The sequence below is a fragment of the Stenotrophomonas sp. ESTM1D_MKCIP4_1 genome (assembly GCF_003086895.1).
Classification (GTDB): Bacteria; Pseudomonadota; Gammaproteobacteria; order Xanthomonadales; family Xanthomonadaceae; genus Stenotrophomonas.
Window position 1 is genome coordinate 1751530 of the sequence record NZ_CP026004.1, and the last position, 26081, is coordinate 1777610.

Annotated in this window: 20 protein-coding genes; 11 read left to right on the plus strand and 9 right to left on the minus strand. The window is 67.3% G+C overall.

What is annotated here, in order from left to right:
* Positions 1-40 precede the first annotated feature (40 nt).
* Positions 41-1168, plus strand: coding sequence for a molecular chaperone DnaJ (dnaJ, locus tag C1924_RS08165; protein WP_108764837.1), 1128 nt, complete (start codon positions 41-43; stop codon positions 1166-1168).
* Positions 1169-1226: 58 nt separating this feature from the next.
* Here dnaJ and C1924_RS08170 read toward each other — a convergent pair whose 3' ends face one another.
* Complete coding sequence (locus C1924_RS08170) at positions 1227-2024, minus strand: helix-turn-helix transcriptional regulator (protein ID WP_108764838.1); 798 nt, start codon at positions 2022-2024, stop codon at positions 1227-1229.
* Positions 2025-2097: 73 nt separating this feature from the next.
* Between C1924_RS08170 and C1924_RS08175 the strand changes: the two genes are divergently transcribed.
* The 3 genes from C1924_RS08175 (at position 2098) to C1924_RS08185 (ending at position 5995) form a co-directional block, all read left to right on the plus strand.
* Positions 2098-3294, plus strand: coding sequence for an MFS transporter (locus C1924_RS08175; protein WP_108764839.1), 1197 nt, complete (start codon positions 2098-2100; stop codon positions 3292-3294).
* Positions 3295-3959: 665 nt separating this feature from the next.
* Entirely contained in the window at positions 3960-4868 is a 909-nt protein-coding gene (gene pdxY / locus C1924_RS08180; RefSeq protein WP_108764840.1) for a pyridoxal kinase, read from the plus strand.
* Positions 4865-5995 (plus strand): prephenate dehydrogenase, encoded by a 1131-nt coding sequence (locus C1924_RS08185; RefSeq protein WP_108764841.1) that lies wholly within the window; start codon positions 4865-4867, stop codon positions 5993-5995. The genes pdxY and C1924_RS08185 overlap by 4 nt, the downstream gene beginning before the upstream one ends.
* Positions 5996-6372: 377 nt before the next feature.
* Here C1924_RS08185 and C1924_RS08190 read toward each other — a convergent pair whose 3' ends face one another.
* The 5 genes from C1924_RS08190 to C1924_RS08210 all read right to left on the minus strand — a co-directional run bounded on the left by C1924_RS08190 (position 6373) and on the right by C1924_RS08210 (position 10581).
* Positions 6373-6567 carry a hypothetical protein gene (locus C1924_RS08190; protein ID WP_108764842.1) on the minus strand — a complete coding sequence of 65 codons (195 nt, stop codon included), beginning with the start codon at positions 6565-6567 and terminating at the stop codon, positions 6373-6375.
* A gap of 71 nt (positions 6568-6638) precedes the next feature.
* Positions 6639-8411 (minus strand): ABC transporter transmembrane domain-containing protein, encoded by a 1773-nt coding sequence (locus C1924_RS08195; protein ID WP_108764843.1) that lies wholly within the window; start codon positions 8409-8411, stop codon positions 6639-6641.
* Positions 8404-9000, minus strand: coding sequence for a YigZ family protein (locus tag C1924_RS08200; RefSeq protein WP_108764844.1), 597 nt, complete (start codon positions 8998-9000; stop codon positions 8404-8406). The genes C1924_RS08195 and C1924_RS08200 overlap by 8 nt, the downstream gene beginning before the upstream one ends.
* Positions 9001-9034: 34 nt before the next feature.
* Positions 9035-10030: a hypothetical protein gene (locus C1924_RS08205; RefSeq protein WP_108764845.1), complete on the minus strand. Its 996-nt coding sequence runs from the start codon at positions 10028-10030 to the stop codon at positions 9035-9037.
* Positions 10027-10581 carry an RNA polymerase sigma factor gene (locus tag C1924_RS08210; RefSeq protein ID WP_301554021.1) on the minus strand — a complete coding sequence of 185 codons (555 nt, stop codon included), beginning with the start codon at positions 10579-10581 and terminating at the stop codon, positions 10027-10029. Before C1924_RS08210 ends, C1924_RS08205 begins: the two co-directional genes overlap by 4 nt.
* 273 nt (positions 10582-10854) lie before the next feature.
* Between C1924_RS08210 and C1924_RS08215 the strand changes: the two genes are divergently transcribed.
* Positions 10855-13647: an EAL domain-containing protein gene (locus C1924_RS08215; protein WP_108764846.1), complete on the plus strand. Its 2793-nt coding sequence runs from the start codon at positions 10855-10857 to the stop codon at positions 13645-13647.
* A gap of 34 nt (positions 13648-13681) precedes the next feature.
* Here C1924_RS08215 and C1924_RS08220 read toward each other — a convergent pair whose 3' ends face one another.
* Both C1924_RS08220 and C1924_RS08225 read right to left on the minus strand, forming a co-directional pair.
* Positions 13682-14275, minus strand: a complete 594-nt coding sequence (locus tag C1924_RS08220; RefSeq protein WP_108764847.1) for a TIGR00730 family Rossman fold protein — start codon at positions 14273-14275, stop codon at positions 13682-13684.
* 192 nt (positions 14276-14467) lie between these two features.
* The gene (locus C1924_RS08225) at positions 14468-15964 is read right to left on the minus strand and encodes an aminotransferase class III-fold pyridoxal phosphate-dependent enzyme (protein WP_108764848.1); all 1497 of its coding nucleotides are present in this window, start codon (positions 15962-15964) and stop codon (positions 14468-14470) included.
* 246 nt (positions 15965-16210) lie between these two features.
* Between C1924_RS08225 and queA the strand changes: the two genes are divergently transcribed.
* The 6 genes from queA to fabV all read left to right on the plus strand — a co-directional run bounded on the left by queA (position 16211) and on the right by fabV (position 23873).
* Positions 16211-17242 (plus strand): tRNA preQ1(34) S-adenosylmethionine ribosyltransferase-isomerase QueA, encoded by a 1032-nt coding sequence (gene queA, locus C1924_RS08230; RefSeq protein ID WP_108767003.1) that lies wholly within the window; start codon positions 16211-16213, stop codon positions 17240-17242.
* A gap of 103 nt (positions 17243-17345) precedes the next feature.
* The gene (gene tgt / locus C1924_RS08235) at positions 17346-18476 is read left to right on the plus strand and encodes a tRNA guanosine(34) transglycosylase Tgt (RefSeq protein ID WP_108764849.1); all 1131 of its coding nucleotides are present in this window, start codon (positions 17346-17348) and stop codon (positions 18474-18476) included.
* A 134-nt stretch (positions 18477-18610) separates the two neighbouring features.
* Entirely contained in the window at positions 18611-18955 is a 345-nt protein-coding gene (yajC, locus tag C1924_RS08240) for a preprotein translocase subunit YajC (RefSeq protein ID WP_108764850.1), read from the plus strand.
* A 61-nt stretch (positions 18956-19016) separates the two neighbouring features.
* A complete protein-coding gene (gene secD, locus C1924_RS08245; RefSeq protein WP_174208950.1) occupies positions 19017-20873 on the plus strand; it encodes a protein translocase subunit SecD in 1857 nt (618 codons plus the stop codon).
* A 16-nt stretch (positions 20874-20889) separates the two neighbouring features.
* Positions 20890-21870 carry a protein translocase subunit SecF gene (secF, locus tag C1924_RS08250; protein WP_108764852.1) on the plus strand — a complete coding sequence of 327 codons (981 nt, stop codon included), beginning with the start codon at positions 20890-20892 and terminating at the stop codon, positions 21868-21870.
* 743 nt (positions 21871-22613) lie between these two features.
* Positions 22614-23873, plus strand: a complete 1260-nt coding sequence (fabV, locus tag C1924_RS08255) for an enoyl-ACP reductase FabV (RefSeq protein WP_108764853.1) — start codon at positions 22614-22616, stop codon at positions 23871-23873.
* 120 nt (positions 23874-23993) lie between these two features.
* Here fabV and C1924_RS08260 read toward each other — a convergent pair whose 3' ends face one another.
* Positions 23994-26063 (minus strand): EAL domain-containing protein, encoded by a 2070-nt coding sequence (locus C1924_RS08260; RefSeq protein WP_108764854.1) that lies wholly within the window; start codon positions 26061-26063, stop codon positions 23994-23996.
* Positions 26064-26081: the final 18 nt, after the last annotated feature.

Here is a 26081-nt window from a genome sequence, read left to right on the forward strand (position 1 = left end):
GCTTTGACGAATCCCGACTTTCCGGAATGCGATCCACGATATGAGCAAGCGCGATTACTACGAAGTGCTGGGCGTTGCCCGCACCGCCACCGACGAAGAGCTGAAGAAGGCCTACCGTCGCTGCGCGATGAAGTTCCACCCGGACCGCAACCCGGGTGATGCGGCCGCCGAAGCCTCCTTCAAGGAGTGCAAGGAAGCCTACGAAACGCTGTCCGACGGCAACAAGCGCCGCATGTACGATGCCCACGGCCACGCCGCGTTCGAGCACGGCATGGGCGGCGGCGGTGGTCCGGGCGGCCCGGACATGAACGATATCTTCGGCGATATCTTCGGCAACATCTTTGGTGGCGGCGGTGGTGGCCAGCGCCAGGCCCGTCGCGGTGCCGACATCGGCTATGTGATGGAACTGGATCTGGAAGAGGCCGTGCGCGGTGTCGAGCGCCGGATCGAGATCCCGACCCTGGCCGAATGTGGCGACTGCGATGGCAGCGGCTCGGAAGACGGCAAGGTCGAGACCTGCAACGTGTGCCATGGCCGCGGCCAGGTGCGCATCCAGCGCGGCATCTTCGCCATGCAGCAGGCCTGCCACAACTGCAACGGCCGCGGCCAGATCATCGCCAAGCCGTGCAAGACCTGCCACGGCAACGGCCGCATCGAGGAAGACAAGGTGCTGTCGGTGAAGGTGCCGGCCGGCGTCGATACCGGTGACCGCATCCGCCTGCAGGGTGAAGGCGAGGCCGGCCCGGCCGGTACGCCGCCCGGTGACCTCTACGTGGAAGTGCGCGTGCGCGAGCACCACATCTTCCAGCGTGATGGCGACGACCTGCACTGCGAAGTGCCGATCCGCATCTCGCAGGCCGCGCTGGGCGACACCGTGCGCGTGGCCACCCTTGGCGGCGAAGCGGAGATCCGCATCCCGGCCGAGACCCAGACCGGCAAGCTGTTCCGCCTGCGCGGCAAGGGCGTGCGTTCGGTACGCAGCCGCAGCGAAGGCGACCTGTACTGCCGCGTGGTGGTGGAAACCCCGGTGAACCTGACCAACGATCAGCGCAAGCTGCTGGAACAGTTCGAGGCCACTTTCGTCGGCGAGGAAGCGCGCAAGCATTCGCCGAAGTCGGCCACCTTCATGGATGGCGTCAAGGGCTTCTGGGACCGCATGACGTCCTGATCCTTCAGGTACGTGTTGAACGACGACGCCGGGCACTGCCCGGCGTTTTCGTATGCGATCAGCGGAAAAACGCCGCCGGTGTCTGCCCCAGCTGACGCTTGAACATGCTGGTGAACGCACTGGGGCTGTCGTAGCCCATCGCCAGCGCCACATCGATCACCTTCTCGCCCACGGCCAGGCGCTCCATCGCGGCCAGCAGCCGCGCCTGCTGCCGCCACTGGCCGAAGGTCATGCCCAGTTCGCTGGCGAAATGGCGCTGGATCGTTTTCACGTCCACCGACAGCGCTTCGGACCAGTCCTGCAGGGTGGCTTCGTCACCGGGATGCTTCTGGATGTGCTGGCAGATGCGCTGCAGCCGCGGATCGTTGGGCGTAGGCAGGTGCAGCGGCAGCACGTCCATGCGGTGCAGTTCGTCCAGCAGCAGGCGGACCACGCGGCCATCGCGGCTGTCGTCGTGGTGTTCGCCTTCGATCTGGCTGGCGGCATGCAGCAGTTCGCGCAGCAAAGGCGCCACCTGCACCGCGAACGCTTCGGTAGCCAGCTGCGGGGCGAACGCCGGATCGATGTACAGGCTGCGCATGTGCACATCGGCGATGCAGTCCACCGCGTGGGCCATGCCGGCCGGCATCCAGATGGCGCGGGTGGATGGCACCACCCAGCGGCCGACTTCCGAGCGCACCACCATCAGGCCGGACATCGCATAGACCAGCTGGTGGCGGCGGTGCCGGTGCGGCGATACCCGGGTGCCGGCGGGATAGTCCTTCACCCGGCAGGTTACCGGCCGGTGGCCGGGCACTTCGTTCCAGGGCGCGGACTCCCTGATCGCGCAGGGCGTGTCCTTTTTGCGATATGGCATGACCAGAACGCGGCGGAAGGGAGGGGGAGGGCACCGTAGCATGCACGGCTCGCCCCCATCCTGACTGCGCACCATGTCCAGCCTGGCCACACCCGCCCCCACCACCCGCAGCACATCCCGCGGGGTGCTGGCGGCCATTTCCACCTCCCATGTGGTCAACGACATGATGCAGTCGCTGATCCTGGCCATCTATCCGGTCATCAAGGGCGGCTTCAACCTCAGCTTCACCCAGATCGGCCTGATCACGCTGACCTACCAGCTGACCGCGTCGATCTTCCAGCCGCTGGTGGGCCTGGCCACCGACCGCAGGCCAGCACCGTACTCACTGCCCATCGGCATGGCGTCGACCCTGTGCGGCATGCTGCTGCTCGGCTTCGCGCCGAACTATGCGATGGTACTGCTGGCGGCGGCCATGGTCGGCATCGGTTCGGCCATTTTCCATCCGGAAGCCTCGCGCATCGCGCGGCTGGCGTCCGGCGGGCGCCACGGTTTCGCCCAGTCGGTGTTCCAGGTCGGCGGCAATTTCGGTACCGCGTTGGGCCCGCTGATCGCCGCTGCGGTGATCGTGCCGTACGGCCAGCATGCCGCGTCGTGGTTTGCCGGCGCGGCGCTGATCGGCATCGCCCTGCTGACGTATGTCAGCCGTTGGTACGCGCTGCATCTAGGCACGCCGCGTCCGGCCGGGCAGGGCACGGTCGCCCCGCGTCACCCGACCCGCACCGTGGCGCGGGTGATGGCGATCCTGCTGGTGCTGATCTTCAGCAAGTACTTCTACATGGCCAGCATCGGCAGTTACTTCACGTTCTACCTGATCCACCACTTCGGCATTCCGGTGGCGCAGGCGCAGCTGCACCTGTTCGCGTTCCTGGTGGCGTCGGCGGCCGGTGGTTTCCTCGGCGGCCCGCTGGGCGATCGCATTGGCCGCAAGCCGATCATCTGGACCTCGATCCTTGGCGTGGCGCCGTTCGCGCTGGCGCTGCCGCATGCGGATCTGTTCTGGACGACGGTGCTGGCGGTGCTGATCGGCTTCGTGCTGTCGTCGGCGTTTTCGGCCATCGTGGTGTATGCGCAGGAGATGATGCCGCACCGCATCGGCATGGTGTCGGGGCTGTTCTTCGGCTTCGCCTTCGGCATGGGTGGGCTGGGTGCGGCGGTGCTGGGTCTGCTGGCCGACAGGACGAGCATCGAGTACGTGTACCAGCTGACCGCGTTCCTGCCGCTGCTGGGCATCATCGCCGCCTGGCTGCCGCCCTCGCGCCCTGCGCACTGAGGGGGTGGGGTTGCAGGGCTTGCAGCCCTGCACCTGCTGACGTCAACGTCAACGTCAACGTCAACGTCAAAAGCGGGTTTGCTGAGGGTTGGCGGGGTGGGTCCGGTTGAGGGGGACGCTGCAAGTACGTCCATGTAAGCTCGGTCGCGCCATCCATGGCGCTCACGCCCCCTCAACCGGACCCACCCCGCCTTCGACGGTTTTTCGCGATCTGTCGGAACGGCATTCTGCTCTGGTGGGTGTCGACCTTGGTCGACACGAATGAATTCATTCGATATCTGACAGATTTCATCCACGCATGGCGTGGATCTACTGGCCACCGGCCAACTGTCGAAGGCGGGGTCGGATCCCGTTGCTTTGCAACGGGCTCTGACCCCATTTGGAAAAATGACATCTGACAGATGTGTCGACCAACGGTCGGCACCCACCATCAGCGCACGGAATCTGTCAGAGGCGGGGTGGTGTGGGTGGGCAGGACCGTTGGCGCCATGGATGGCGCCATCGAGCCCCCATGGATGGGTTTACGGCGTGTCCTGCCCACCCACACCGCCCCGCCATCCCACGGAATGCCGCTCTGGCTTTTGCCGTTGCGGTTGCGGTTGCGGTTGCAGCAGGTGCAGGGCTGCAAGCCCTGCTGAAAACCCCCTTGGGCGTAGAATGCGGGCATGAGCGAATCCCCCGACAACCACCTGCTCCACGGCCGCCGCCAGCGTCCCGACGGGCCCTCGCCGATCGATGTCATCTCCGTCCAGTCGCAGCTCGTCTACGGCCACGCCGGCAACAGCGCCGCCGTGCCCCCGATGCGCGCGCTCGGCGTGCGGGTGGCGGAAATCCCCACCGTCCTGCTCAGCAACGCGCCGTTCTACGACACCACCCGCGGCCGCGTGCTTCCCGCCGACTGGTTCGCCGACCTGCTCCTCGGTACCCACGAACGCGGCCTGCCGCAGCGCGCAAAGATGCTGGTCTCAGGCTACTTCGGCAGTGCCGCCAATGGTGCCGCCTTCGCCGACTGGCTGGACGCGACCCTGCCGGCCTGCCCACACCTGCGCTACTGCCTGGACCCAGTGATCGGTGACACCCACACCGGCCCTTACGTGGAGCCCGGGCTGGAAGCGATCTTCGCCGAACGCCTGCTGCCGCATGCCTGGCTGGTGACGCCCAATGCATTCGAGCTCAATCGCCTCACCGGCCTGCCGGCCCTGGCCGAGGCCGACGCCATCGCAGCGGCGCGCACGCTTCTCGCACGCGGCCCACAGTGGGTGATCGCGCACAGTGTGGGCGGCAACCCGGGCGAACTGGTGACCCTGGCCGTGGGCCGCGAGGAAACCTGGCGATGGACATCGCCGCTGCTGCCCGTCGATGTGGCCGGTACCGGCGATGTGTTGATGTCGCTGGTGGTCTCCTTCCTGTTGCGGGGTGAGTCGATGCAGCAGGCCATTTCGCGCGCCATTGCCGGCACCCATGCCGCACTGGAAGCCACCCTCGCCAACGGCTTCGAGGAGTTCGACGTGATTGCTGCCGCGCCTGCCGCGCTGGCAGACGCCACGCGCTTCCACGCCGAACGCGTGGCATGAGCGATCTGCAGACGCGCACGCCGCGCACGGTCGGCATCGTGGGCAGTGCCGGCGCCTACGGGCGCTGGCTTGCCCGGTTCTTCCAGACACACATGCAGCTGCAGGTGATCGGCCATGATCCTGCCGATCCTGCCTCGCACCCGCCCGAGCAACTGCTGGCTGAGGCCGATGTACTGGTGTTCTCGGCCCCCATCCGGCATACCCCGGCGCTGATCGCGGAGTATGTGCGGCAATCGGCCGGCCGTGAACAGGGGCGCCTGTGGCTGGATGTGACGTCGGTGAAGGACGCGCCGGTACAGGCGATGCTGGCGTCGCAGGCGGAAGTGGTCGGGCTGCACCCGATGACCGCACCACCGAAAGCGCCGACGCTGAAGGGTCGGGTGATGGTGGTCTGCGAGGCGCGGCTGCAGCAGTGGCAGCCGTGGGTGGACCGTCTGTGCGCCGCGCTGCAGGCCGAATGTGTGCGGGCGACGCCGCAGCACCACGACCAGATGATGGCGCTGGTGCAGGCGATGGTGCACGCCACGCATCTGGCCCAGGCCGGTGTGCTGCGCGAGTACCAGCCGCAGCTGGGGGACCTGGCGGCGATGATGCCCTACCGCTCGGCGTCGTTCGAGCTGGATACGGCGATCATCTCGCGCATCCTGTCGTTGAACCCGGCGATCTACGAAGACATCCAGTTCGGCAACCCCTACGTCGCACCCATGCTCGACCGCCTGGTGGGCCAGCTGCAGGCACTGCAGGCGCAGGTCGGCCAGGGTGACGACGCGGCACGCGGCTGGTTCCGCGAACAGGTGCTGGCGGCCAACCACGAGGCCTTCGGCGCGCCCGCACTGGCGGCGGGCAACTACACCTTTGAACGCGTTGGCTATCTGCTGGCGGACCTGACCGAGCGCAATGCACTGTCGGTGCACCTGCCGGAGGATCGGCCCGGTTCGCTGCGCGCGCTGTTGAACGTGTTCGAGCAGCACCGCATCAGCCTGGCGTCGATCCACTCCTCGCGTACGCCTACCGGTGAGGTGCATTTCCGTATCGGTTTCGTGGCGGACAGCGATCTGGGCGCCATCGCGCGCGCGGCAGTGGAAGTCGATGCCAGTGGCATTGGCCGGGTGCTGGGGCAGGCGTAGTCATCCACAGGCGGTGTGGATGATTTCTGAGCAAACATGTGGATAACCGCGCGCAGCCCTTGGCGGACAAGGCTGTCAAGATGGTTGGTGAAAAATTGGCCACACCTTTTCTGTAGAGTCGAGCCATGCTCGACTGCGCCTGGATCAAAGGCGTGTCGACCAAGGTCGACATCTATGTAGAGTCGAGCCACGCTCGACTGCGCCTGGATCAAAAGCGTGTCGACCAAGGTCGATACCTACCAGAGCGGGGGCACCGGCTTTTGTAGAGTCGAGCCATGCTCGACTGCGCCTGGATCAAAGGCGTGTCGACCAAGGTCGACACCTACCAAAGCGGGATCGCGCGACATCCGGTTGCGCCGGGCCATGCCCGGCGTAGCTCAGATCGTCAGCCGCAGCTCGCCGCCACTGGTGGTGAACTCGCGGCCGTTGCGGACCAGATGACGGCCGTCATCCAGTTCATAGCGGGGCGCGGCCTTCCGGTCCTGGCCGCCAGCGGCGGCATCGGGCTTGAACTCGATGATGATGTGGCTTTCGCCCTGGCTGTCGACTGCTGGGAACTGACGGAACGACATCGTCCACCTCCTTCAGCGGATGCTTCGGTTTCGCTGCCAGCTTGGGCCGGCCGGTGTTAGCCGGCCGTCAATCAATCGACGAACTGCAGGCGCGCCAGCTCCGCATACAGTCCACCTTCAGCCAGAAGCTCGGCATGGGTGCCTTCGGCGACGATGCAGCCCTGGTCCATCACCACGATGCGGTCGGCCTTCAGTACGGTCGCCAACCGGTGCGCGATCACCACCGTGGTGCGCCCGGCCATCAGCCGCTCCAGGGCCTGCTGCACGCTGTGCTCGCTCTGTGCATCCAGGGCACTGGTGGCCTCGTCCAGCAGCAGGATGGGCGAATCCTTCAGCAGGGCGCGGGCGATGGCCACGCGCTGCTGCTGCCCGCCGGACAGGCGCGCACCGCGCTCGCCCAGCTCGCTGTCGTAGCCCTGCGGCAGTGCGCGCAGGAAGGTGTCGGCCTCGGCCGCAAGTGCCGCCGCTTCCACCTCGGCATCGGTGGCCTGCAGGCGGCCATAGCGGATGTTGTCGCGCGCGCTGGCGGCGAACAGGGTCGGCTGCTGCGGCACCAGCGCGAGTTGCGCGCGCAGATCGGCAGGATCGACCTGGCGCACGTCGTGGCCGTCCACGCAGATGCGGCCGCTTGCCGGATCGTGGAACCGCAGCAGCAGCGACAGCACCGTGCTCTTGCCCGCACCGGACGGGCCGACCAGGGCCACGGTCTCGCCGGGGCGCACGTTCAGGGTGAAGTGGTCCAGCGCCGGCTGGTCGGGCCGCTGCGGGTAATGGAACACCACGTCCTCGAACTGGATCTGCCCCTGCAGCGGCTGCGGCAGCGCATGCGGCTGTGCCGGTGCGCGGATCTCGATGTCTTCCTGCAGCAGCTCGCCGATGCGGCCCATGCCGCCGGCCGCGCGCTGCAGTTCGTTCCAGACTTCGGCCAGCGCGCCCACCGAGCCGCCACCGATCAACGCGTACAGCACGAACTGGCCCAACGTACCGGCGCTCAGGCGGCCCTCGATGACATCGTGCGCCCCCAGCCAGAGCACGCCGACGATGGCGCCGAACACCAGCAGGATGGCGCTGGCGGTCACCAGCGACTGCGCGCCGATGCGACGGCGTGCGGCCTGGATGGCATCGCCCAGCGCATGGTCGAAGCGGCCGCGTTCATAGGGCTCGCGGGCATGCGCCTGCACGGTGCGCACCGCGCCCAGGGTCTCGCTGGCCAAGCTGTTGGCATCGGCGATGCGGTCCTGGCTGTTGCGCGCCACCGTGCGCAGTTTGCGCGCACCGATGATGATGGGCAGCACCGCCAGCGGAATGCCCAGCAGCGACCATGCCGCCAGCCGCGGGCTGGTGACGAACAGCATGGCCAGGCTGCCGACCACGGTCACGGTGCTGCGCAGGGCCACCGACATGGTCGAGCCGACCACGCTGCGAAGCAGTTCGGTATCGGCGGTCAGGCGCGAAACCAGTTCACCACTGCGGCTGCGGTCATGGAAGCCGGCGCCGAGCTGGATAAGGTGGGCATACAGCTGGCTGCGCAGATCGGCGACGACCTTTTCGCCCAGCAGCGAAACAAAGTAGAAGCGCGCGGCGGTGCCCAGCGCCATCACCACCGCCACCAGCATCAGCAGGGCGAATGCACGGTTGATCTGGCCGCCGCTGCTGAAGCCATGGTCGATCATCTGCTTGACCGCCGGTGGCAGGCTCAGCGTGGCCGCCGAGGAGACCGCCAGGGCCAACAGCCACGCGGTGAACAGCCCGCTGTGGCGGCGCACGAACGGCCACAGCGTACGCAGGCTGCCCAGGCGGCGCAGCGGCGGGGTGGAAGCGGACGCATCGTCCTTGTCAGTCATCCTGGTCGTCATCTTGTATGCGGATACGGTCACGGGTGGCGTCGCGCAGGCGGATTTTCAATGCATCCACCTGGTCGGCGGGCAATTCCACCCGCAGGCGCACACCGTTGGCGTCGAACTGTTCATCGCGCTTTTCCGCAGCAAAACCGGGCAGGGCGGCGTGCAGGGCGCCCAGATCCTCGAAGCCGGCCTGCAGCTGCAGGCGTGCCATGGCCACCAGTGGCAGGCGCGGCGCGGTGCGCAGGCACTCAGCGGCCGTGCCACCGTAGGCGCGCACCAGGCCACCGGCGCCCAGTTTGATGCCGCCATACCAGCGGGTCACCACCACCACCACGCGGTCAAACCCCTGGCCATCGATGGCGGCCAGGATGGGGCGCCCGGCGGTGCCGGCCGGTTCGCCGTCGTCGCTGGAGCGGTAGTCCTGGCCATGCCGGTAGGCCCAGCAGTTATGGGTGGCATCGGCCACGGCCACCTGCTGCAGGAACGCCAGAGCACCCGGGCCGCTGTCGATGGGCGCAGCGTGCGCGGTGAATCGGCTGTGCTTGATGTCCAGCGTGTGGCTGACGGGCAAGGCGAGGGTATCGGGCATTCCCACCATTCTACGGGGTCGGGGCGGGTCTGCCTCAGTCGTCCAGCAGCGGGCGCAGGTCCCTCGGCAGGCGCGATTCGGGGTACAGCTGCAGGTAGCGTTCGAGGCTGGCACGGGCCAGATCGCGCTGGCCGCTGTCGCGGCGCTCGCGGATTTTCTGCAGCCATTGCCGGCGCGGCAGTCTGGCATCGGCCGCCACTTCCGAATGCACGGCATCGGCGCTGAGTGCGGCCTCGTTGGAGCGGCGCAGCATCACGCCCGGCGCGCTGGTGGGCGCGGCAGCGTTGGCCTTGAAGGCAGCAGGTGGCGCGCGGCGTTGGCTGCGGGCGGCCTCGTCGCTGGCTGCCGCTGCGCCCTGGATCGCATCCAGCTCAGCCGCAGGCGCAGCCGGTGCCGGAGAGGCCACCGGTGCACGGGTGGGCGCGATGGGGGCGGGCGGTGCAGGCGGTGCGGGTGCGAATGCGGCCTCGGCGGCGGGTTCTGCGGGCAGGCTGCGCAGTTCGACCGGGGGCGCCGGTTCCGCAGCCGCTGGGGCCGCCCGTACCTCCGGCGCGTGGGCCACGGCGGACCTGGCGGCCTGCGTGGGCGCGGCGGGTGCGGCCTTCGGTGAAGGCACGGGCGCAGGCGGTGGCGGGGGTGCACTGTCTGCCGCAGCGGACATGGGCTGCGGCGCCTGGGTATCGGCCGCCGCCGCTTCATCGGTGGATGGCGCGGCGGCATGCTGCGTTGCCTGGGCGGGCAGTGACGGCGGTTCCGGCCGCATCTGCCAGGCAATGCCGACGGCAAACACCATCGATGCGGCGATGCCGAACACGGCTGGCCAGCGCCGCTGCGGGCGGCGCGCGCGCGCGGCCGACGGCGTGCCGGTGTCGGCCGCAGCGGGCGTGGCTGCGGCGGGCGTGGCGACGGACGCACGCGCAGCCGCGAGGATGGCCGCGTCCAGCGCAGCAGGCGGTGCCTGGTCGTGGCGACGGCCGATCAGGCCGGCCAGTGCACGTTCTTCAGGCGACAGGGGATCGTCTCGATTCATGCCTTCAGTCCCGCACGCAGCTTGTCCATCGCATAGCGCAGCCGCGATTTCACCGTTTCCCGGCCTACGCCGGTGATCTGGCCGATCTCCTCCAGGCTCAGTTCCTGTTCCAGCCGCAGCTGCAGCACTTCGCGCTGCTCGGGCGGCAGGTCGTCCATCGCCAGCTGGATGCGCCGGCGCTGCTCGAATTCAGACAGTTCCGCTTCCGGGGTCTGTCCGTCCTCCAGCGCGGCCAGGCGCAGATCGGCATCGGCCGGCGCGGCGGGGCGGTGGCGGGCAGCGCGCCAGTGGTCGTTCAGGCGGTTGTGCGCGATGCGGAACAGCCACGTGCTGAATGCGGCCTCGGGCTGCCACCCCGCACGGGCGCTGATCACCCGCTGCCAGACGTCCTGGAAGATCTCCTCGGCCAGCGCGTTGTCGCGCAGTTGCCGCAGCAGGAAGCCGAACAGGCGCTTGCGATGGCGCGTGTACAGGCTCTCGAACGCCTGCAGGTCGCCACCGGCCCAGGCCAGCATCAGCGCTTCATCGGTTGGCAGGGCGGTCGCTTCCACGGCACACAGGGTAAGGCCTGCAGGCGGTGGCGCATAGACGCTGGCGGGGCGGGGCAGGGCGCAGTTCACGGCGGTACGCGGGGGTGTCGACCGGAACGCGGTCGACAGGAACAACGTCCCGTTGTGTGAAACGGGGTTGGCGGGCTTCCATTGCCCCCCCGGTGCCGCGTTATGCTCGCTTACTCAGGGGAGGCGACGCTGTAGCGGCGCCAAGAGAACGTCATTTTGTCCACGCAAGCCGACCGTGTGTCATCGCTGTCACCTCACGAGGCCGTGCTGAGCACGGCGCTGGTGCGCGCGCTGCATGCGCTGCTGCCGGAAACCGCGGTTGTCCGGGTGGGCTGGAACGATCCGCAGCTGGGCCGTGGCCAGGACGGCTGGCCGCACAGCGATGGCGCGGTTGAGCTTGACTGGGAGCAGACGGTCTGGGAGCACGCCACCTGGGAGCATGACGGTGCACAGCTGTCGCTGCGGGTGCGCGGCGGGTCGCCGTCGGAGGCCTGGTGGGGCGTATCGCGCCAGGCCATGGAACTGGCCCTGCAGCGCGGCCGCCAGGCCGGGCAGATCCGTGCCCTGGAGCAGGCTGAACGTCTTCAGCAGGCGTTGTTCCAGATTGCCGATCTGGCCGGTGCCGACCTCGAGATGGGCGAGATGCTGCGCCACGTGCACGGTGTGCTCGGCTCGCTGATGTACGCAGAAAACTGCTACATCGTCGAGTACGACGATGTGCGCGACCAGATGCGTTTCCTGTATTTCGCAGACCAGGTGGACGAGTTCGTGGCCGACCCCTCGGTCAGCTACGACGCGGGGCAGATGCCGCGCAGCCTGACGGTGGCGCTGCTGCGCCATGGCAAGCCGCTCAGTGGGCCGTCGCGCGAACTGCTGTCCGATGCGGAGGAAGAGCACGATCCCGAGCGCGGCCCGGAAAGCCTGGACTGGCTGGGCGTGCCGATGCTGCGCGACGGGCGCGTGTGCGGGGCCATCGTGGTGCAGAGTTACGAGCAGGCCGCGCTGTATGGCGAGGCCGAGCGCGCGCTGCTGGGCTTTGTGGCCCAGCATGTGCAGACCGCGATGGACCGGCGCCAGGCACAGGTGCGGCTGGAGCGGCAGGTGGAGCGCCGTACGCTGGAACTGCAGCGCGCCAACCGCAGCCTGCAGGATGAAGTGGCCGAGCGCCGCCGCGGCGAACAGCTGCAGACGGCCCTCTACAACATCGCCGAGATGGCGATGTCGGCTGACAGTCTTGCCCAGTTCTATGGCCAGGTGCACGGGGTGGTGGGCCGGTTGCTGGATGCGCGCAATTTCTACATCGCCCTGGTCAACGCGCGCGGCGACGGCCTGGATTTCGTCTACTCGGTGGATGAGCACAACAGCTCACGTGCACCGCGCGCCTTCAGCCGCGGCCTGACCGAATACGTTGTGCGTCACCGGCGCCCGTTGCTGGCGTCGCGCGCGCAGATCGACGCACTGCTGGCCACGGGCGAGGTGCGGGAATCCGGCGCGCGTTCGCATTGCTGGCTGGGCGTACCGCTGCTGCGCGACGACGAGGTGGTCGGCGCGATCGTGGTGCAGAGCTATACCGACCAGATCGCCTTCAGCGTGCACGACCAGCGCCTGCTGACCTTCGTGGCACAGAACATCGGCACAGGCCTGGCCCGCCAGCGCGACCAGCAGCGGCTGCGTTCGGCCCACGCCGAGCTGGAGAAGCGCGTGGAAGAGCGCACCCGCGAACTGGCCGAGGTCAACGACAAGCTGCTGGGCCAGATTGCCGAGCGCCTGCGCGCCGAACAGCGGCTCACCCACCAGGCCATGCACGATGCGCTGACCGGCCTGCCCAACCGCCTGCACCTGCTGGACCGCCTGCAGGATGCGCTGGCCCTGGCCCGCCGCGAAGGTGGCCCGGTGTTTGCGGTGCTGTTCCTCGACCTTGACCGCTTCAAACTGGTCAACGACAGCATCGGCCACGCCGCCGGCGACCGCATGCTGGTGGAAGTGGCCAAGCGCATCGTGTCGATGGCCGCCGATGGCGATGTGGTGGCGCGGCTGGGTGGCGATGAATTCGCTGTACTGCTGCAGTGCCCGCAAGGCCTGGCGCAGGCGCTGGATTTCGGCCAGCGCCTGTTGCTGGCCCTGCAGGAATCGATGTGGATCGCCGGGCGCGAACTGTTCCCTTCCGGCAGCCTGGGCATCGCCTTGTGGAATCCGCATTACCGCACCGGTGAAGAACTGCTGCGCGACGCCGACGCGGCCATGTACCGGGCCAAGGCCCAGGGTCATGACCGCTGCGCGATCTTCGATGAGGACATGCGCGAGCAGGCCATGCGCAGCCTCGACCTGGAGGCCGATCTGCGGCGGGCGATCAACAACCGTGATTTCGTGCCGTTCTACCAGCCCATCGTGCGCCTGTCCGATGGCGAGGTGGTGGGCCACGAAGCGCTGCTGCGCTGGCAGCACGAGCGGCGTGGCCTGCTGCTGCCCGGTGCCTTCCTTGAACTGGGCGAAGAGAGCGGCCTGATCGAGCAGGTCGACTGGCTGATCTACGAGCAGGTCATCGCCGGCCTGGCTGACGGTGGGCGTGGCTACGTGTCGGTGAACGTGTCACCGCGGCACTTCCGTTCGGCCGATTTCAGTGCGCGCCTGTTCGGGCTGCTGGAGGCCAACGATGCCGATCCGCAGCGGCTGCGCCTGGAGATCACCGAGGTCGCGCTGCTGGACGATGGCCCGCACACGTTGCGCATCCTCAAGGGGCTGCGCGAGCGGGGCATCCAGGTGCAGCTGGATGATTTCGGTACCGGCTTCTCGGCGCTGTCCTACCTGCACCGGTTCCCGATCAGCACGTTGAAGATCGACCAGAGCTTCATCGCCGGCCTGCACGGGCCCGAGGCGCAGAGCACGCGCGCGTTGGTGGAGGGGGTGCTGTCGCTGGCGCGCACCCTCGGCATTGAAACCATCGGCGAAGGCATCGAAACCGAGCCGCAGCGGCAGAGCCTGTTCGAGCTTGGCTGCGATTACGGCCAGGGCTACCTGCTCGGGCGGCCGGCGCCGTGGACACGCGCGGTGGCCTGAGCCACCGTGCGGATGCCGCTCGATCCGGGCCGCTTCAGCGCAGCGCGGCGCGGCGCTTCTCGTCGATCCACTTGGAGGCCTGGGCCGGCTCATAGGCCTGCATCCAGGCCAGCATTTCGTCGATGTCCGAGCCGTACCACAGGTCCTGGCGCTGTTCCGGATGCAGGAAGCGCTCTTCCACCATGCGGTCGATCATGCCGATCAGCGGGGCATAGAACCCGTCCACGTCCAGGAACGCGCAGGGCTTGTTGCCAATGCCGAGCTGGCGCCAGGTGAGCATCTCGAAGATCTCTTCCATGGTGCCGAAGCCGCCGGGCAGGGCGACGAAACCATCGGACAGATCGAACATGCGCGACTTGCGCTCATGCATCGAACCGACGATTTCCAGTTCGGTCAGGCCACGGTGGGCGACTTCCCAGTCGGCCAGCTGGCGCGGGATGACGCCGGTCACTTCACCGCCGGCGGCGAGCACCGCATTGGCGACCGTGCCCATCAGGCCGACGTTGCCACCGCCGTACACCAGCCGCATGCCGTCACGGGCGATGCGGTCGCCCAGCGCCATGGCGCGTTCGGTGTAGGCCGGCTTGCTGCCAGCGTTGGAGCCACAGTAGACGCAGAGGGACTTCATGGGGATTCCTGTCTCTTGGTGCGGAAACGAAAACGCCCCGCGCCGCAGCCGGAACGGTGCGGGGCAGGGCAGGGTGTAGATGGATCATGGGGGGCCTATTGTAGAGCCGAGCCATGCTCGGCTGCTCTTCGTCCATGTCCCGGCAACGGCCCGGTCGAGCAAGCTCGACTCTACCAAGGCGGGGGCGTTGCGTTATGCGGCTGCGGCCTGCTCGCGGCGCGGGCCTTCGCGCAGGGCACGACCGACCAGGCCGACCAGCAGGTCCAGCTCTTCACTGTCCATGCCGAAGTGCGGGGTGAAGCGCAGCGAGTTCTCACCGCCGTGGATCACGTTGATGCCGTGGCGGCGCAGCCATTCCTCGGTGGAACCGGCGCCGTAGCACTTGAATTGCGGCGCCAGCTCGCAGGAGAACAGCAGGCCGGTGCCCTGCACCTTGGTGATCAGTCCGCCCAGCTCGCTCTTCAGCTGCTCCAGCTTGCGTACGGCTTCGGCGCCACGTTCGGCGATGTTGGCGCGCACTTCCGGGGTGAGCTGGGCCAGGGTGGCACAGGCCACGTCCAGCGCACGAGGGTTGCTGGTCATGGTGTTGCCATAGATGCCCTTCCGGTACAGCTGCGCGGCATGCTCGGTCACTGCCAGCACCGACAGCGGGTACTGCGCGGCGTTGAGGGCCTTGGAGTACGTTTCCATGTCCGGCGGGTCGAGGCCTTCAAACCCCGGGTAATCCACCACCGACAGCACGCCATGGGCGCGCAGGCCGGCCTGGATCGAATCCAGCAGCAGCAGGCTGCCGTGGGCGCGGGTCAGTTCGCGGGCGACGGCATAGAACGCCGGCGGCACCGAGCGGCCGGGGTCACCTTCGCCCATCACCGGCTCCAGGAACACCGCTTCGATGAACCACTGGTTGCGCGCGGCATCGTCGAACACCCTGCGCAGGCCGGCCTCGTCGTACGGGGCGACGGTAATGACCGAATCCTCTCCGCGGTAGCTGGCCAGATGCTGCTGGTAGCTCTTGCGGCTGGAATCGGAATACAGCGCCGGGCGATCGGTGCGGCCGTGGAAGCTGCCCTTGACCACCACGCGCTTGATGGCGGCGCCGGCATGGCGTGCGCCCGGGTCGGTCTGCAGCTTGGCGTTGACGTCGGCGATGCGTGCGGCCAGGCCGACCGCCTCCGAGCCGGAATTCAGGCACATGAAACGGGCGAACGGGCAGCCGCCGCGGCGGTGGCCGATCTCCGCGCGCAGGGCGGTAATGAAGCGCTGCTGGGACAGGCTGGGGGTCATGATGTTGGCCATCACCTGCGGCCGCGCCATCGCTTCCAGCACGGCATCGGGCGTGTGTCCGAAGCCGAGCATGCCGTAACCACCTGCGTCGTACAGCACCGCGCCCTTCAGTGTGACCACCCACGGGCCGCGCGCGGCCAGCGCCACGTACGGGGTTACCGCATCGTCGGCGTAGAAGTTGACGAAACCTTCCTGCATCGCATCGATCTGCGCCTGCTCGTCCTGCGCCAACAGCGGCCCCAGCTCCTGCTGCACGCGCGCGAATTCGTCGGCGGCGGCCTCCACGGCGGCGACCAGCTGCGGGTGCCGGGCGGACAGGGCGGTGAGGGTGCTGTCATCCAGGCCCGTGGTCAGGCGGCTGCCGGGCTGGGCGCGGAGGGGGGCGAGGCGTTCGATGAAGCTCATTGCAGATCTCCTGAAACGATGGGTCGCACGGGCCTTCAAAAGCAAAACGCGCGTCATCACGCGCGCTTGGGGCGGACTCGTGCTGCGGACTTCCTTCCCGATGCTAGCACTTGTTTTTTTGCGCGATAACCCCGCAGAAACCTGCTGCATAGCAGCATAATGCCCGACGTTAGCCACGAAGCGCGCCGGCTCGCAGGCGCTGGACGTACAATGCGCGCCAATGTCGACCTGTTGCCGATCACTGCCTTGAAGAAGTCCGATTTCCACTACGACCTGCCGGCCGAACTGATTGCCCAGGCCCCCCTGGCCAAGCGTTCGGCCAGCCGTCTGATGCTGGTGCCGCCGGCACCGGCCGCCTTCACCGACGTGCAGGTGCGCGACCTGCCATCGCTGCTGCAGCCGGGCGACTTGATGGTGTTCAACGACACCCGGGTGATCCCGGCGCGCCTGTTCGGGCAGAAGGCCAGCGGCGGCCGCGTGGAAATCCTGATCGAGCGGCTGCTGGGCGGCCAGCAGGCGCGTGCCCAGGTGGGTGCCAGCAAGTCGCCCAAGGCCGGCAGCCGCATCGCCCTGGATGCCGGCGGCGAGGCTGAAGTGCTGGGCCGCGATGGCGAGTTCTATGTACTGCAGTTCCACGTGCCCGAATCGCTGGAGCAGTGGCTGCTGCACGCCGGCCGCCTGCCGCTGCCGCCGTACATCCAGCGCGAGCCGGGCCTGGACGATCGCGAGCGCTACCAGACCGTGTTCGCCCGTGAAGTGGGCGCGGTGGCCGCGCCGACGGCCGGCCTGCACTTCGACGAACCGCTGCTGGCGGCGCTGAAGGCCAAGGGCGTGGAGTTCGGCCACGTCACCCTGCACGTCGGTGCGGGCACCTTCCAGCCGGTGCGCGCCGATGACCTGAAGGACCACGTGATGCACCGCGAGTGGCTGAACGTGGGTGCCGAGCTGGTCCAGCAGGTACGGCGTACCCGTGAAGCCGGCGGCCGTGTGATCGGCGTGGGCACGACCGTGGTGCGCGCGCTGGAAAGCGCGATGCGCGATGGCGAGCTGCTGCCGTTTGCCGGCGAGACGCAGATCTTCATCACCCCCGGTTACCGCATCCGCAGCGTGGACGCGATGGTGACCAACTTCCACCTGCCGGAAAGCACGCTGCTGATGATGATTTCGGCCTTTGCCGGCAAGGATCGCGTGTTCCAGGCCTACCAGCACGCCATCGAGCAGCGCTACCGCTTCTTCAGCTACGGCGACGCGATGCTGCTGTTCCCGCAGGCGGTCTGACCTCTGCCTGCGGGTGGTGGGTGCGCACCGTTGGTGCGCACGCCGGAGCAGGAAGGACGGTTTTGGGAGACAATAGGCGACTATTTGCCTGAACGACCGCTCCATGTCCCGATTGCAGTTCCAGCTCCAGACCCGCGACGGCCGTGCCCGTCGTGGCCGCCTGACCTTCCCGCGTGGCACGGTGGAAACGCCGGCCTTCATGCCGGTGGGGACCTATGGCTCGGTCAAGGGCATCCTGCCGGACCAGGTGCGTGCGCTGGGCGCCGAGATCATCCTCGGCAACACCTTCCATCTGTACCTGCGGCCGGGCCTGGACATCATCGCCGACCATGGCGGCCTGCATGGCTTCTGCCAGTGGGACGGCCCGATCCTCACCGATTCCGGCGGTTTCCAGGTCTTCTCGCTGGCCCATCGCCGCAAGATCACCGAGCAGGGTGTGACCTTCGCCTCGCCCACCGATGGCGCCCGCGTCTTCCTGGGCCCGGAGGAGAGCATGAACATCCAGAAGGTGCTCGATTCGGACGTGGTGATGATCTTCGACGAGTGCACCCCGTACCCGGCCACTGAAGAGGTCGCCCGTCGTTCGATGGAGCTGAGCCTGCGCTGGGCGCAGCGCAGCCGCAACGCGCATGACGAGCTGGGCAATGACGCCGCGCTGTTCGGCATCGTCCAGGGCGGCGTTCACACCGACCTGCGCAGCCGTTCGGCCGAGGCCCTGCAGGCCATCGGCTTCGATGGCTATGCCATCGGCGGCCTGGCCGTGGGCGAGCCGGAGCACGAGCGCAACGCCATGCTCGACCACCTGGACCCGGAGCTGCCGGGCGACCGCCCCCGCTACCTGATGGGCGTGGGTCGGCCGGAGGACCTGGTCGAGGGTGTCGCCCGTGGCGTGGACATGTTCGATTGCGTGATGCCTACCCGCAATGCCCGCAACGGCCACTATTTCACCTCGTTCGGTACCGTACGCATCCGTAACTCGCAGTATGCGCGCGATATGGACCCGATCGAGCCGGGCTGCGGCTGCGTGGCCTGCACCGGGGGCTACACCCGCTCCTACCTGCGCCACCTGGACCGCTGCAACGAGATGCTGGCGCCCATGCTGGGCACCCTGCACAACCTCTTCTATTACGAAAAACTGATGGCCGACATCCGCGCGGCCATCGAGGCGGGAACCTTCCTGGCCTTCCGCGAGTCTTTCTACGCGGCACGCGGGGCGGTTGCGCCGCCCCTGTAATTCCTGCAGCACCCCTGCCGAACGGCCCAAGGACGAACGTCCGGGGCCGTGGCATACTTCAAGGCTGACCCAGATCCGCGGTCGACACCCCCGCCCGTTACGAGCGGGAGCGCCGCCCAACCAAAGGACCAACGATGAACCTGCTTGCCTTCCTGATTCCCGCCGCCCACGCCCAGGCCGCCGGCGGCCAACCGCAGGGCATGGGCCTGACCACGCTGCTGTTCCCGATCATCCTGATCGCCATCATGTACTTCCTGATGATCCGCCCGCAGATGAAGCGGCAGAAGGAACACAAGGCCATGCTGGAGAAGATCAAGCGTGGCGACGAAATGCTGACCAACGGCGGCATCGCCGGCGTGGTCACCGACATCGGCGACAACTTCATCACCATCGAAGTGGCTGACAACGTGCGCATCCGCGTGCAGAAGGGCGCTGTCGGCAACGTGCTGCCGGCCGGTACCCTGAAGTCGGCCCAGTAAGCCACTCCCTTTCCGATGCACAACCGCGGCGCCGGGGATGGCGCCGCGCGGGACCCAAGCAATGCTCGAATTTCCACGCTGGAAGTACGTCGTCATCCTGATCGTACTGGCGCTCAGTACCCTGTACGCGCTGCCCAACATCTACCAGAAGGACCCGGCCGTCCAGATCACCGCCAACCGAGGCGGAACGGTCGACGACGCGCTGCGTGACCGTGTGCTGGCTGACCTGAAGAAGGCCGGCATCAGCCCGATCGGCGCCGAGAAGGAAGGGGAGAGCCTGATCGTCCGCCTGCCGGACCTGAAGGCCCAGTCCGCGGCCAGCGATGCGCTGCGTGACACGGTCGGTGAGAACTACACGGTGGCCCTGAACCTGGCTTCGACCGTGCCGGACTGGCTGGCCAAGCTGGGCGGTCGCCCGATGGTGCTGGGCCTGGATCTGCAGGGCGGCGTGCACTTCGTGCTGCAGGTCGACCAGAAGGCCGCGCTGGACAAGCGCCTGGACGCCTATACCGAAGACGTGCGCAGCACCCTGCGTGACGCGCGCATCGCGTACCAGTCGGTCGAACGTCGTGCCGACAACACCATCGTGGCCAACCTGAGCCCGTCGGCCGGTGAGGGTGCCGCCGCCACCGCCCGCGCGGCGCTGGTCAAGTCGCAGCCGACGCTGGGTTATGACGTCAATGGCAGCCGCATCACGGTGACCATTCCGGACACCGAGATTTCGGAGATCGCCAACGGCGCCATCGAGCAGAACATCAACACCCTGCGCAACCGCGTGAACCAGCTCGGCGTGGCCGAGCCGATCATCCAGCGCCAGGGTGCCGACCGCGTGGTCGTGCAGCTGCCGGGCGTGCAGGACACCGCCGAAGCCAAGCGCATGATCGGCGCCACCGCCACCCTGGAATACCGTGCGGTGGTGGAAGGCAATGCGCAGGACGCGATCGCCTCCGGCCGCATTCCGCCGGAAGCCAAGGTCTACCAGCAGCGTGATGGCCGCGGTCCGATCCTGCTGAACAAGCGTGTGATCGTCACCGGCGACCAGATGGTCGGCGCGCAGGCGGTGACCGATGCCAACAGCGGTTCCCCGGCGGTCAGCGTGACGCTTAACAATGTCGGCGGCCAGCGCATGTTCGACTTCACCAGCGCCAACGTGAACAAGCCGATGGCCGTGGTGTACACCGAGCGCGTGCCGACCGTGACCGTGGTCGACGGCCAGGAAGTGCGTGGCTTCAAGGTCAACGAGGAAGTGATCTCGGTGGCCAACATCAACAGTGCGTTCGGCAAGAACTTCCAGACCACCGGTCTGCAGAAGACCGAAGCCGAGGATCTGGCCAAGCTGCTGAAGTCGGGCTCGCTGGCCGCGCCGATGGACTTCGTGGAAGAGCGCGTGGTCGGCCCGAGCCTGGGTGCGGAGAACGTCAAGAACGGTATCACCGCCGTGGTCTACGCGTTCCTGTTCACCCTGGTGTTCTTCAGTATCTACTACCGCATGTTCGGTGTGATCACCTCGATCGCCATGCTGTTCAACCTGCTGATCGTGGTGTCGGTGATGTCGCTGTTCGGTGCCACCATGACCCTGCCGGGCTTCGCCGGCCTGGCGTTGTCGGTCGGCCTGTCGGTGGACGCCAACGTGCTGATCAACGAGCGTATCCGCGAAGAGCTGCGTGCCGGCGTGCCGGGCAAGACCGCCATCGTGACCGGTTACGACCGCGCTTCGGGCACCATCCTCGACGCCAACCTGACCGGCCTGATCGTCGGCGTGGCACTGTTTGCCTTCGGCACGGGCCCGCTGAAGGGCTTCGCCCTGACCATGATCATCGGTATTTTCGCTTCCATGTTCACCGCGATCACCGTGTCGCGCGCTCTGGCGACGCTGATCTACGGCCGTCGCAAGAAGCTCCAGAACGTGGCCATCTGACGGGACGACACGCACAATGAAACTGTTTCCGCTGCATATCCTCCCGAACGACACCAAGATCGACTTCATGCGTTGGCGCCATGTCGCCATGGCAGTCACGATCGCGGTGTTCATCGCTTCGGTGGCCATCATCGGTGTGAAGGGCTTCACCTTCGCGCTGGATTTCACCGGCGGCACCCTGATCGAAGCCCGCTTCGACCGCCAGGTGGACGTCGAGCAGGTCCGCGAGAAGCTGGAGAGCAATGGCTTCGAGGGCGCCCAGGTGCAGAGCTACGGTGGCAACACCGATCTGCTGATCCGCCTGTCGCCGCACGGCGAGCATGCCCCCGGTACCGGCGATGCCGCTGCCGAGGACAAGGCCACCGCCGCAGCGGTGGTCAAGGCTATCAACAGCACCGACAACCCGGTCACCATCCTGCGCAACGAGTTCGTCGGCCCGCAGATCGGCAAGGACCTGGCCAAGAACGGCCTGTACGCCACCATCTTCATGCTGGCTGGCTTCCTGATCTACATCGCGGTGCGCTTCGAGTGGAAGTTCGCGGTCACCGCCAGCATCGTGGCGCTGTTCGACCTGCTGGTGACGGTGGCCTACGTGTCCCTGCTGGGCCGCGAGTTCGATCTGAACGTACTGGCCGGCCTGCTGTCGGTGATGGGCTTTGCGATCAACGACATCATCGTGGTGTTCGACCGCGTGCGTGAGAACTTCCGCAGCCTGCGTGCCGAGCCGATGGAAGTGCTGAACCGTTCGATCAACCAGACGCTGTCGCGTACGGTGATCACCGCGGTGATGTTCTTCCTGTCGGCGCTGGCGCTGTACCTGTACGGCGGCAGCTCGATGGAAGGCCTGGCCGAAACGCACATGATAGGTGCGGTGATCGTGGTGCTGTCCTCGATCCTGGTGGCCGTCCCGATGCTGACCATCGGCGCGCTGCGGGTAAGCAAGCAGGATCTGCTGCCCAAGGCAAAGGACGTCGAGGCCTTGGCCCGTCGCCCGTAAGCGAGCGCTGCACCCAGCACACAGAGAACCCCGCGCAAGCGGGGTTTTTTGTTTGCAGGGCTTGCAGCCCTGGTGCGCGTCATCGCATGCGCGCTGTCGCTCCCACGCTTCGCTGCGCGAACCGTGGGCCCCACTTACCAGCTCCCAGACCCCCGCCGCTTCGCGGCCGCCCCCTGACTCAGGGGGCTTTGCCCCAGACCGGTTCCGCGCGGCTGTTGGTAGGTGCCGACCGTTGGTCGGCACATCCGTCAGATATCGAATGAATTCATCCACGCATGGCGTGGATCTACTGTGTCGCGCGGCTGTTGGTAGGTGCCGACCGTTGGTCGGCACATCCGTCAGATATCGATATCCGATCCAGTGCCGACCAACGGTCGGCACCCACCAGAGCAGAACGCCGTTCCGACAGATCGCGGAGAACTGTCGAAGGCGGGGTGGGTCCGGTTGAGGGGGTGTGAGCGCCATGGATGGCGCGACCAAGCCCCCATGGACGGGTTCACGGCGTCCCCCTCAACCGGACCCACCCCGCCATCCCCCGGAATGCCCGCATTTCACGTTGACGTTGCCCTGGCTTCCAGCAGGTGCAGGGCTGCAAGCCCTGCAAAAAGAAACCCCCACCCTACGCCAGCGTCGGTTGTGCAATCTTCCCCCGCGCACTACGATCCTGCGGTTCGCGCGCGTACGCGCCCGCCCGTATTCCTGCTGAGCGCCCCGCGCGCCGCATCTGCCAACCTGAGGTTTCCATGGTCATCAAACCGCGCGTCCGCGGCTTCATCTGCGTCACCACCCACCCGACCGGCTGCGAAGCCGCGGTCAAGCAGCAGATCGACTACATCCGCGCGCGCCCGCCCATCCAGAACGGCCCCAAGCGTGTACTGGTCATCGGCGCCTCCACCGGCTACGGCCTGGCGGCGCGCATCACCGCCGCCTTCGGCAGCGGTGCCGCCACCTTGGGCATCTTCTTCGAGCGCCCGGGCAGCGAGACCAAGCCGGGCACCGCGGGCTGGTACAACTCCGCCGCCTTCCACAAGTACGCCGACGAAGCGGGCCTGTATGCCAAGAGCATCAACGGCGATGCCTTCTCCGACGAAGTGAAGGCCAGGGCCATCGAGATGATCAAGGCCGACCTCGGCCAGGTCGACCAAGTGGTCTACAGCCTGGCCGCGCCGCGCCGCAAGCACCCCAAGACCGGCGAGATCATCAGCTCCACGCTGAAGCCGATCGGCGAACCGATCACGCTGCGTGGCCTGGATACCGACAAGGAAGTGCTGACCGAGACGCACCTGCAGCCGGCCACGGCCGAAGAGATCGCCGGCACCGTGGCGGTGATGGGCGGTGAGGACTGGCAGATGTGGATCGATGCGCTGTCCGAGGCCGGCGTGCTGGCCAATGGCTGCACCACCACCGCCTTCACCTACGTGGGCGAAGAGATCACCCAGGCCATCTACTGGAACGGTTCGATTGGCGCGGCCAAGAAGGATCTCGACGACAAGGTGCTGGGCCTGCGCGCGTCGCTGGCGAAGATCGGCGGCGACGCACGCGTGTCGGTGCTGAAGGCCGTGGTCACCCAGGCCAGCTCGGCCATCCCGACCATGCCGCTGTACCTGTCGCTGCTGTTCAAGGTGATGAAGGCGCAGGGCACCCACGAAGGCTGCATCGAACAGCTCGACGTGCTGTACGACATCCTCTACGGCGGCAAGGCCGAAGGCGTGGCTGTGGACCGCCTGCGCCATGAGCTGGTCGATGGCCAGGGGCGTACCGTCGCGCTGGTGGATGAGGAAGGCCGCCTGCGCGCGGATTACAAGGAAATGGCCCCGGAGGTGCAGGGCAAGGTGCTCGAGCTGTGGCCGCAGGTGACCAACGAGAACCTGTACGAGATCAGCGACCTGGCTGGTTACAAGGCCGACTTCCTGCGCCTGTTCGGTTTCGGAGTGGATGGCGTGGACTATGAGGCCGACGTCAACCCGGACGTGAAGATCGACAATCTGGTCGATCTGACCTGATAGCCCAGCGGTGGTGCCGGCCAGCGGCCGGCACTACCGGGATGCGGGGTTGCCGGCCAGCGGCCGGCACTACCAGGCCAGCCCCACGGTAGTGCCGGCCGCTGGCTGGCAGTGCGGGGTTCAGCCGAAATCGAAGTTCATCGATGGCAGCGCCGGGCCGACGAAATCGCCCTGGACATAGTCCACGCCGGCACTGAACAGCAGGGTCATCGAGTTGGCATCGCTGACGAACTCGGCCATGGTGCGGATGCCGGCTTCCTGTGCCCTTGCGGTGATCTGGCTGATGCGGTCGATGTTCTCGCGCGTGGCGCCCAGATCGCTGGTGAAGCCGCGATCGAGCTTGAGGAACTGCGGCTCGAAGTGGGCCAGCAGCTGGAACGAATCCAGCCCGGAACCAAACTGCTCCAGGCCGATCCGGCAGCCCAGCGGGGCCACGTCGGCGAGGAACTGCTGGGCCGCGCGCAGGTGGGTGAACACCTTGGCCTCCGGTGCATGCAGCCACAGCCGTTCACCAGGCACGCCCTGTGCCTGCAGCTGCTGGCGCAGGGTGGCGATCATCTTCGGGTCGTCGAAGGATTCGGGGGTGACCTTGACCAGGATCTGGGTGTCATGGCCGATGCGCGAACGTGCGCCCAGCACGCTGATGGCCTGCGAAACCACCCAGCGGTTGATGTCGCCGAGCAGGCCATGTTCCTCGGCGATGCCAAGGAACGCGGTCGGGCTGAGCAGCTCGCCATTGTGTTCCAGGCGCAGGTACGCTTCGTACAGCTCCAGCGGTTCGCCCTGCAGGTTCAGCACCGGCTGGTAGTGCAGCTGGAAGCCATCGCCCGCCAGTGCCTCGCGGATACGCGCCACCCAGCGCTGCACGCGCTCTTCCTCGATGCGGTCGACGGCGGCCGGGTCGAAGATGCGGGAGGTGTTGCCCAACGCGGCCGCCGCCTGCGCGCACTCGCTGGCGCGCGCAAGAACCTGGCCGATGCTGGCGATCTTTTCGCCCACCTGCACGCCACCCAGGCTGACGGTGACCGTGGCCGAGCGCGCGCCGATGGTGAACACGTGCGCAGCGAACGCTTCGCGGATGCGTTCGGCCAAGGCAACCGTCTGTGCGTAGGCGCCTGCCTGCAGCAGGGCGAAGCTGTGTTCGCCGAAGCGGGCCATCTGTGCGTCTTCTCCCACCACCTCGGCCAGCAGCGCGGCCATGGCGCCGATGAGGGTGTCGGCCGAGGCCAGTCCGATATCGGGAATCAGGCGCGCGTAGTGGTCCGGTTCGACCAGCAGCAGGCCGAACTGGCCCTCGCTGCGGCCGGCCTGGGCCACCGCGTCTTCCACCTGCAGCATGAACGTGGGGCGGTTGAGCAGGCCGGTGACCTGGTCGCGCTGGCGCAGATCCTCGACTTCGCGCGCCAGCTCCGTGTCCAGTTCCAGCCGGCGGCGGAACACCACCTGCAGGCAGGCTTCGCCTTCGTAGGTGGCGGCCGTGAATTCCATGGTGGCCGGGAACGCGCTGCCATCCTGGTGGCGTGCGTCCAGCTGGTACTGCGGCGGCGGCGCTTCACCGCGGCTGAGCGACTTCAACAACTGCTTGAAGCTGTCCACGTGCTGGGCAGCCACCATGTCCAGCAGCGAGATGCCTTCGATATCGTCGAAGTCCTCATAGCCGAACATTTCCAGGTAGGCATCATTGGCACGGATGTGCATGCCTTCGTGGACATAGGCGATGGGGTCGCGCGAGGAGGCGATCAGCGCATCGCAGCGGCGCTCGGTTTCGCGCATCTGCGCCTCGATGCGGCGCAGGCCGCGGCGCGCCTGCAGATCGACCCACTGGTCGCGTACCACCGCCAGCAGGTGCTCGTTGCGCTGGCGCAGGGCCAGGGCGCGAACGCCGTTGCTGCTGGCCTGTACCAGTTCGTCCTCGTCGATGCGGTCGGCCAGCAGCACCAGCGGGATGTCCTTCCCGCTGGCGGCAATGTGCTGGGCCACCAGCGGCAGCGGGATGCCCTGCGAGGGCGAGGCCAGTACCAGGTCGATGGCCTGGCTTGCCAGCACCTGCGACAGCTCGGCCGAATCCTGCGGGCGCCAGGGGCGCACGGCAATGCCGCTGTTGCGCAGGGTGCTGACGATGGCTTCGGCGTTCTCGCCGCTGTCATCGACGATCAGCAGCCGGATGGTGATGTCGTTCGCGTTCTGCATGCACTGCTCCCCAATCTG

What these genes read in the sequence shown, in the direction of transcription:
- dnaJ (WP_108764837.1), top strand. Translation starts at nt 41, where the DNA reads ATGAGCAAGCGCGATTACTACGAAGTGCTGGGCGTTGCCCGCACCGCC.
- C1924_RS08170 (WP_108764838.1), bottom strand. Translation starts at nt 2,024, where the DNA reads ATGCCATATCGCAAAAAGGACACGCCCTGCGCGATCAGGGAGTCCGCG.
- C1924_RS08175 (WP_108764839.1), top strand. Translation starts at nt 2,098, where the DNA reads ATGTCCAGCCTGGCCACACCCGCCCCCACCACCCGCAGCACATCCCGC.
- pdxY (WP_108764840.1), top strand. Translation starts at nt 3,960, where the DNA reads ATGAGCGAATCCCCCGACAACCACCTGCTCCACGGCCGCCGCCAGCGT.
- C1924_RS08185 (WP_108764841.1), top strand. Translation starts at nt 4,865, where the DNA reads ATGAGCGATCTGCAGACGCGCACGCCGCGCACGGTCGGCATCGTGGGC.
- C1924_RS08190 (WP_108764842.1), bottom strand. Translation starts at nt 6,567, where the DNA reads ATGTCGTTCCGTCAGTTCCCAGCAGTCGACAGCCAGGGCGAAAGCCAC.
- C1924_RS08195 (WP_108764843.1), bottom strand. Translation starts at nt 8,411, where the DNA reads ATGACTGACAAGGACGATGCGTCCGCTTCCACCCCGCCGCTGCGCCGC.
- C1924_RS08200 (WP_108764844.1), bottom strand. Translation starts at nt 9,000, where the DNA reads ATGCCCGATACCCTCGCCTTGCCCGTCAGCCACACGCTGGACATCAAG.
- C1924_RS08205 (WP_108764845.1), bottom strand. Translation starts at nt 10,030, where the DNA reads ATGAATCGAGACGATCCCCTGTCGCCTGAAGAACGTGCACTGGCCGGC.
- C1924_RS08220 (WP_108764847.1), bottom strand. Translation starts at nt 14,275, where the DNA reads ATGAAGTCCCTCTGCGTCTACTGTGGCTCCAACGCTGGCAGCAAGCCG.
- C1924_RS08225 (WP_108764848.1), bottom strand. Translation starts at nt 15,964, where the DNA reads ATGAGCTTCATCGAACGCCTCGCCCCCCTCCGCGCCCAGCCCGGCAGC.
- tgt (WP_108764849.1), top strand. Translation starts at nt 17,346, where the DNA reads ATGTCCCGATTGCAGTTCCAGCTCCAGACCCGCGACGGCCGTGCCCGT.
- yajC (WP_108764850.1), top strand. Translation starts at nt 18,611, where the DNA reads ATGAACCTGCTTGCCTTCCTGATTCCCGCCGCCCACGCCCAGGCCGCC.
- secD (WP_174208950.1), top strand. Translation starts at nt 19,017, where the DNA reads ATGCTCGAATTTCCACGCTGGAAGTACGTCGTCATCCTGATCGTACTG.
- secF (WP_108764852.1), top strand. Translation starts at nt 20,890, where the DNA reads ATGAAACTGTTTCCGCTGCATATCCTCCCGAACGACACCAAGATCGAC.
- fabV (WP_108764853.1), top strand. Translation starts at nt 22,614, where the DNA reads ATGGTCATCAAACCGCGCGTCCGCGGCTTCATCTGCGTCACCACCCAC.
- C1924_RS08260 (WP_108764854.1), bottom strand. Translation starts at nt 26,063, where the DNA reads ATGCAGAACGCGAACGACATCACCATCCGGCTGCTGATCGTCGATGAC.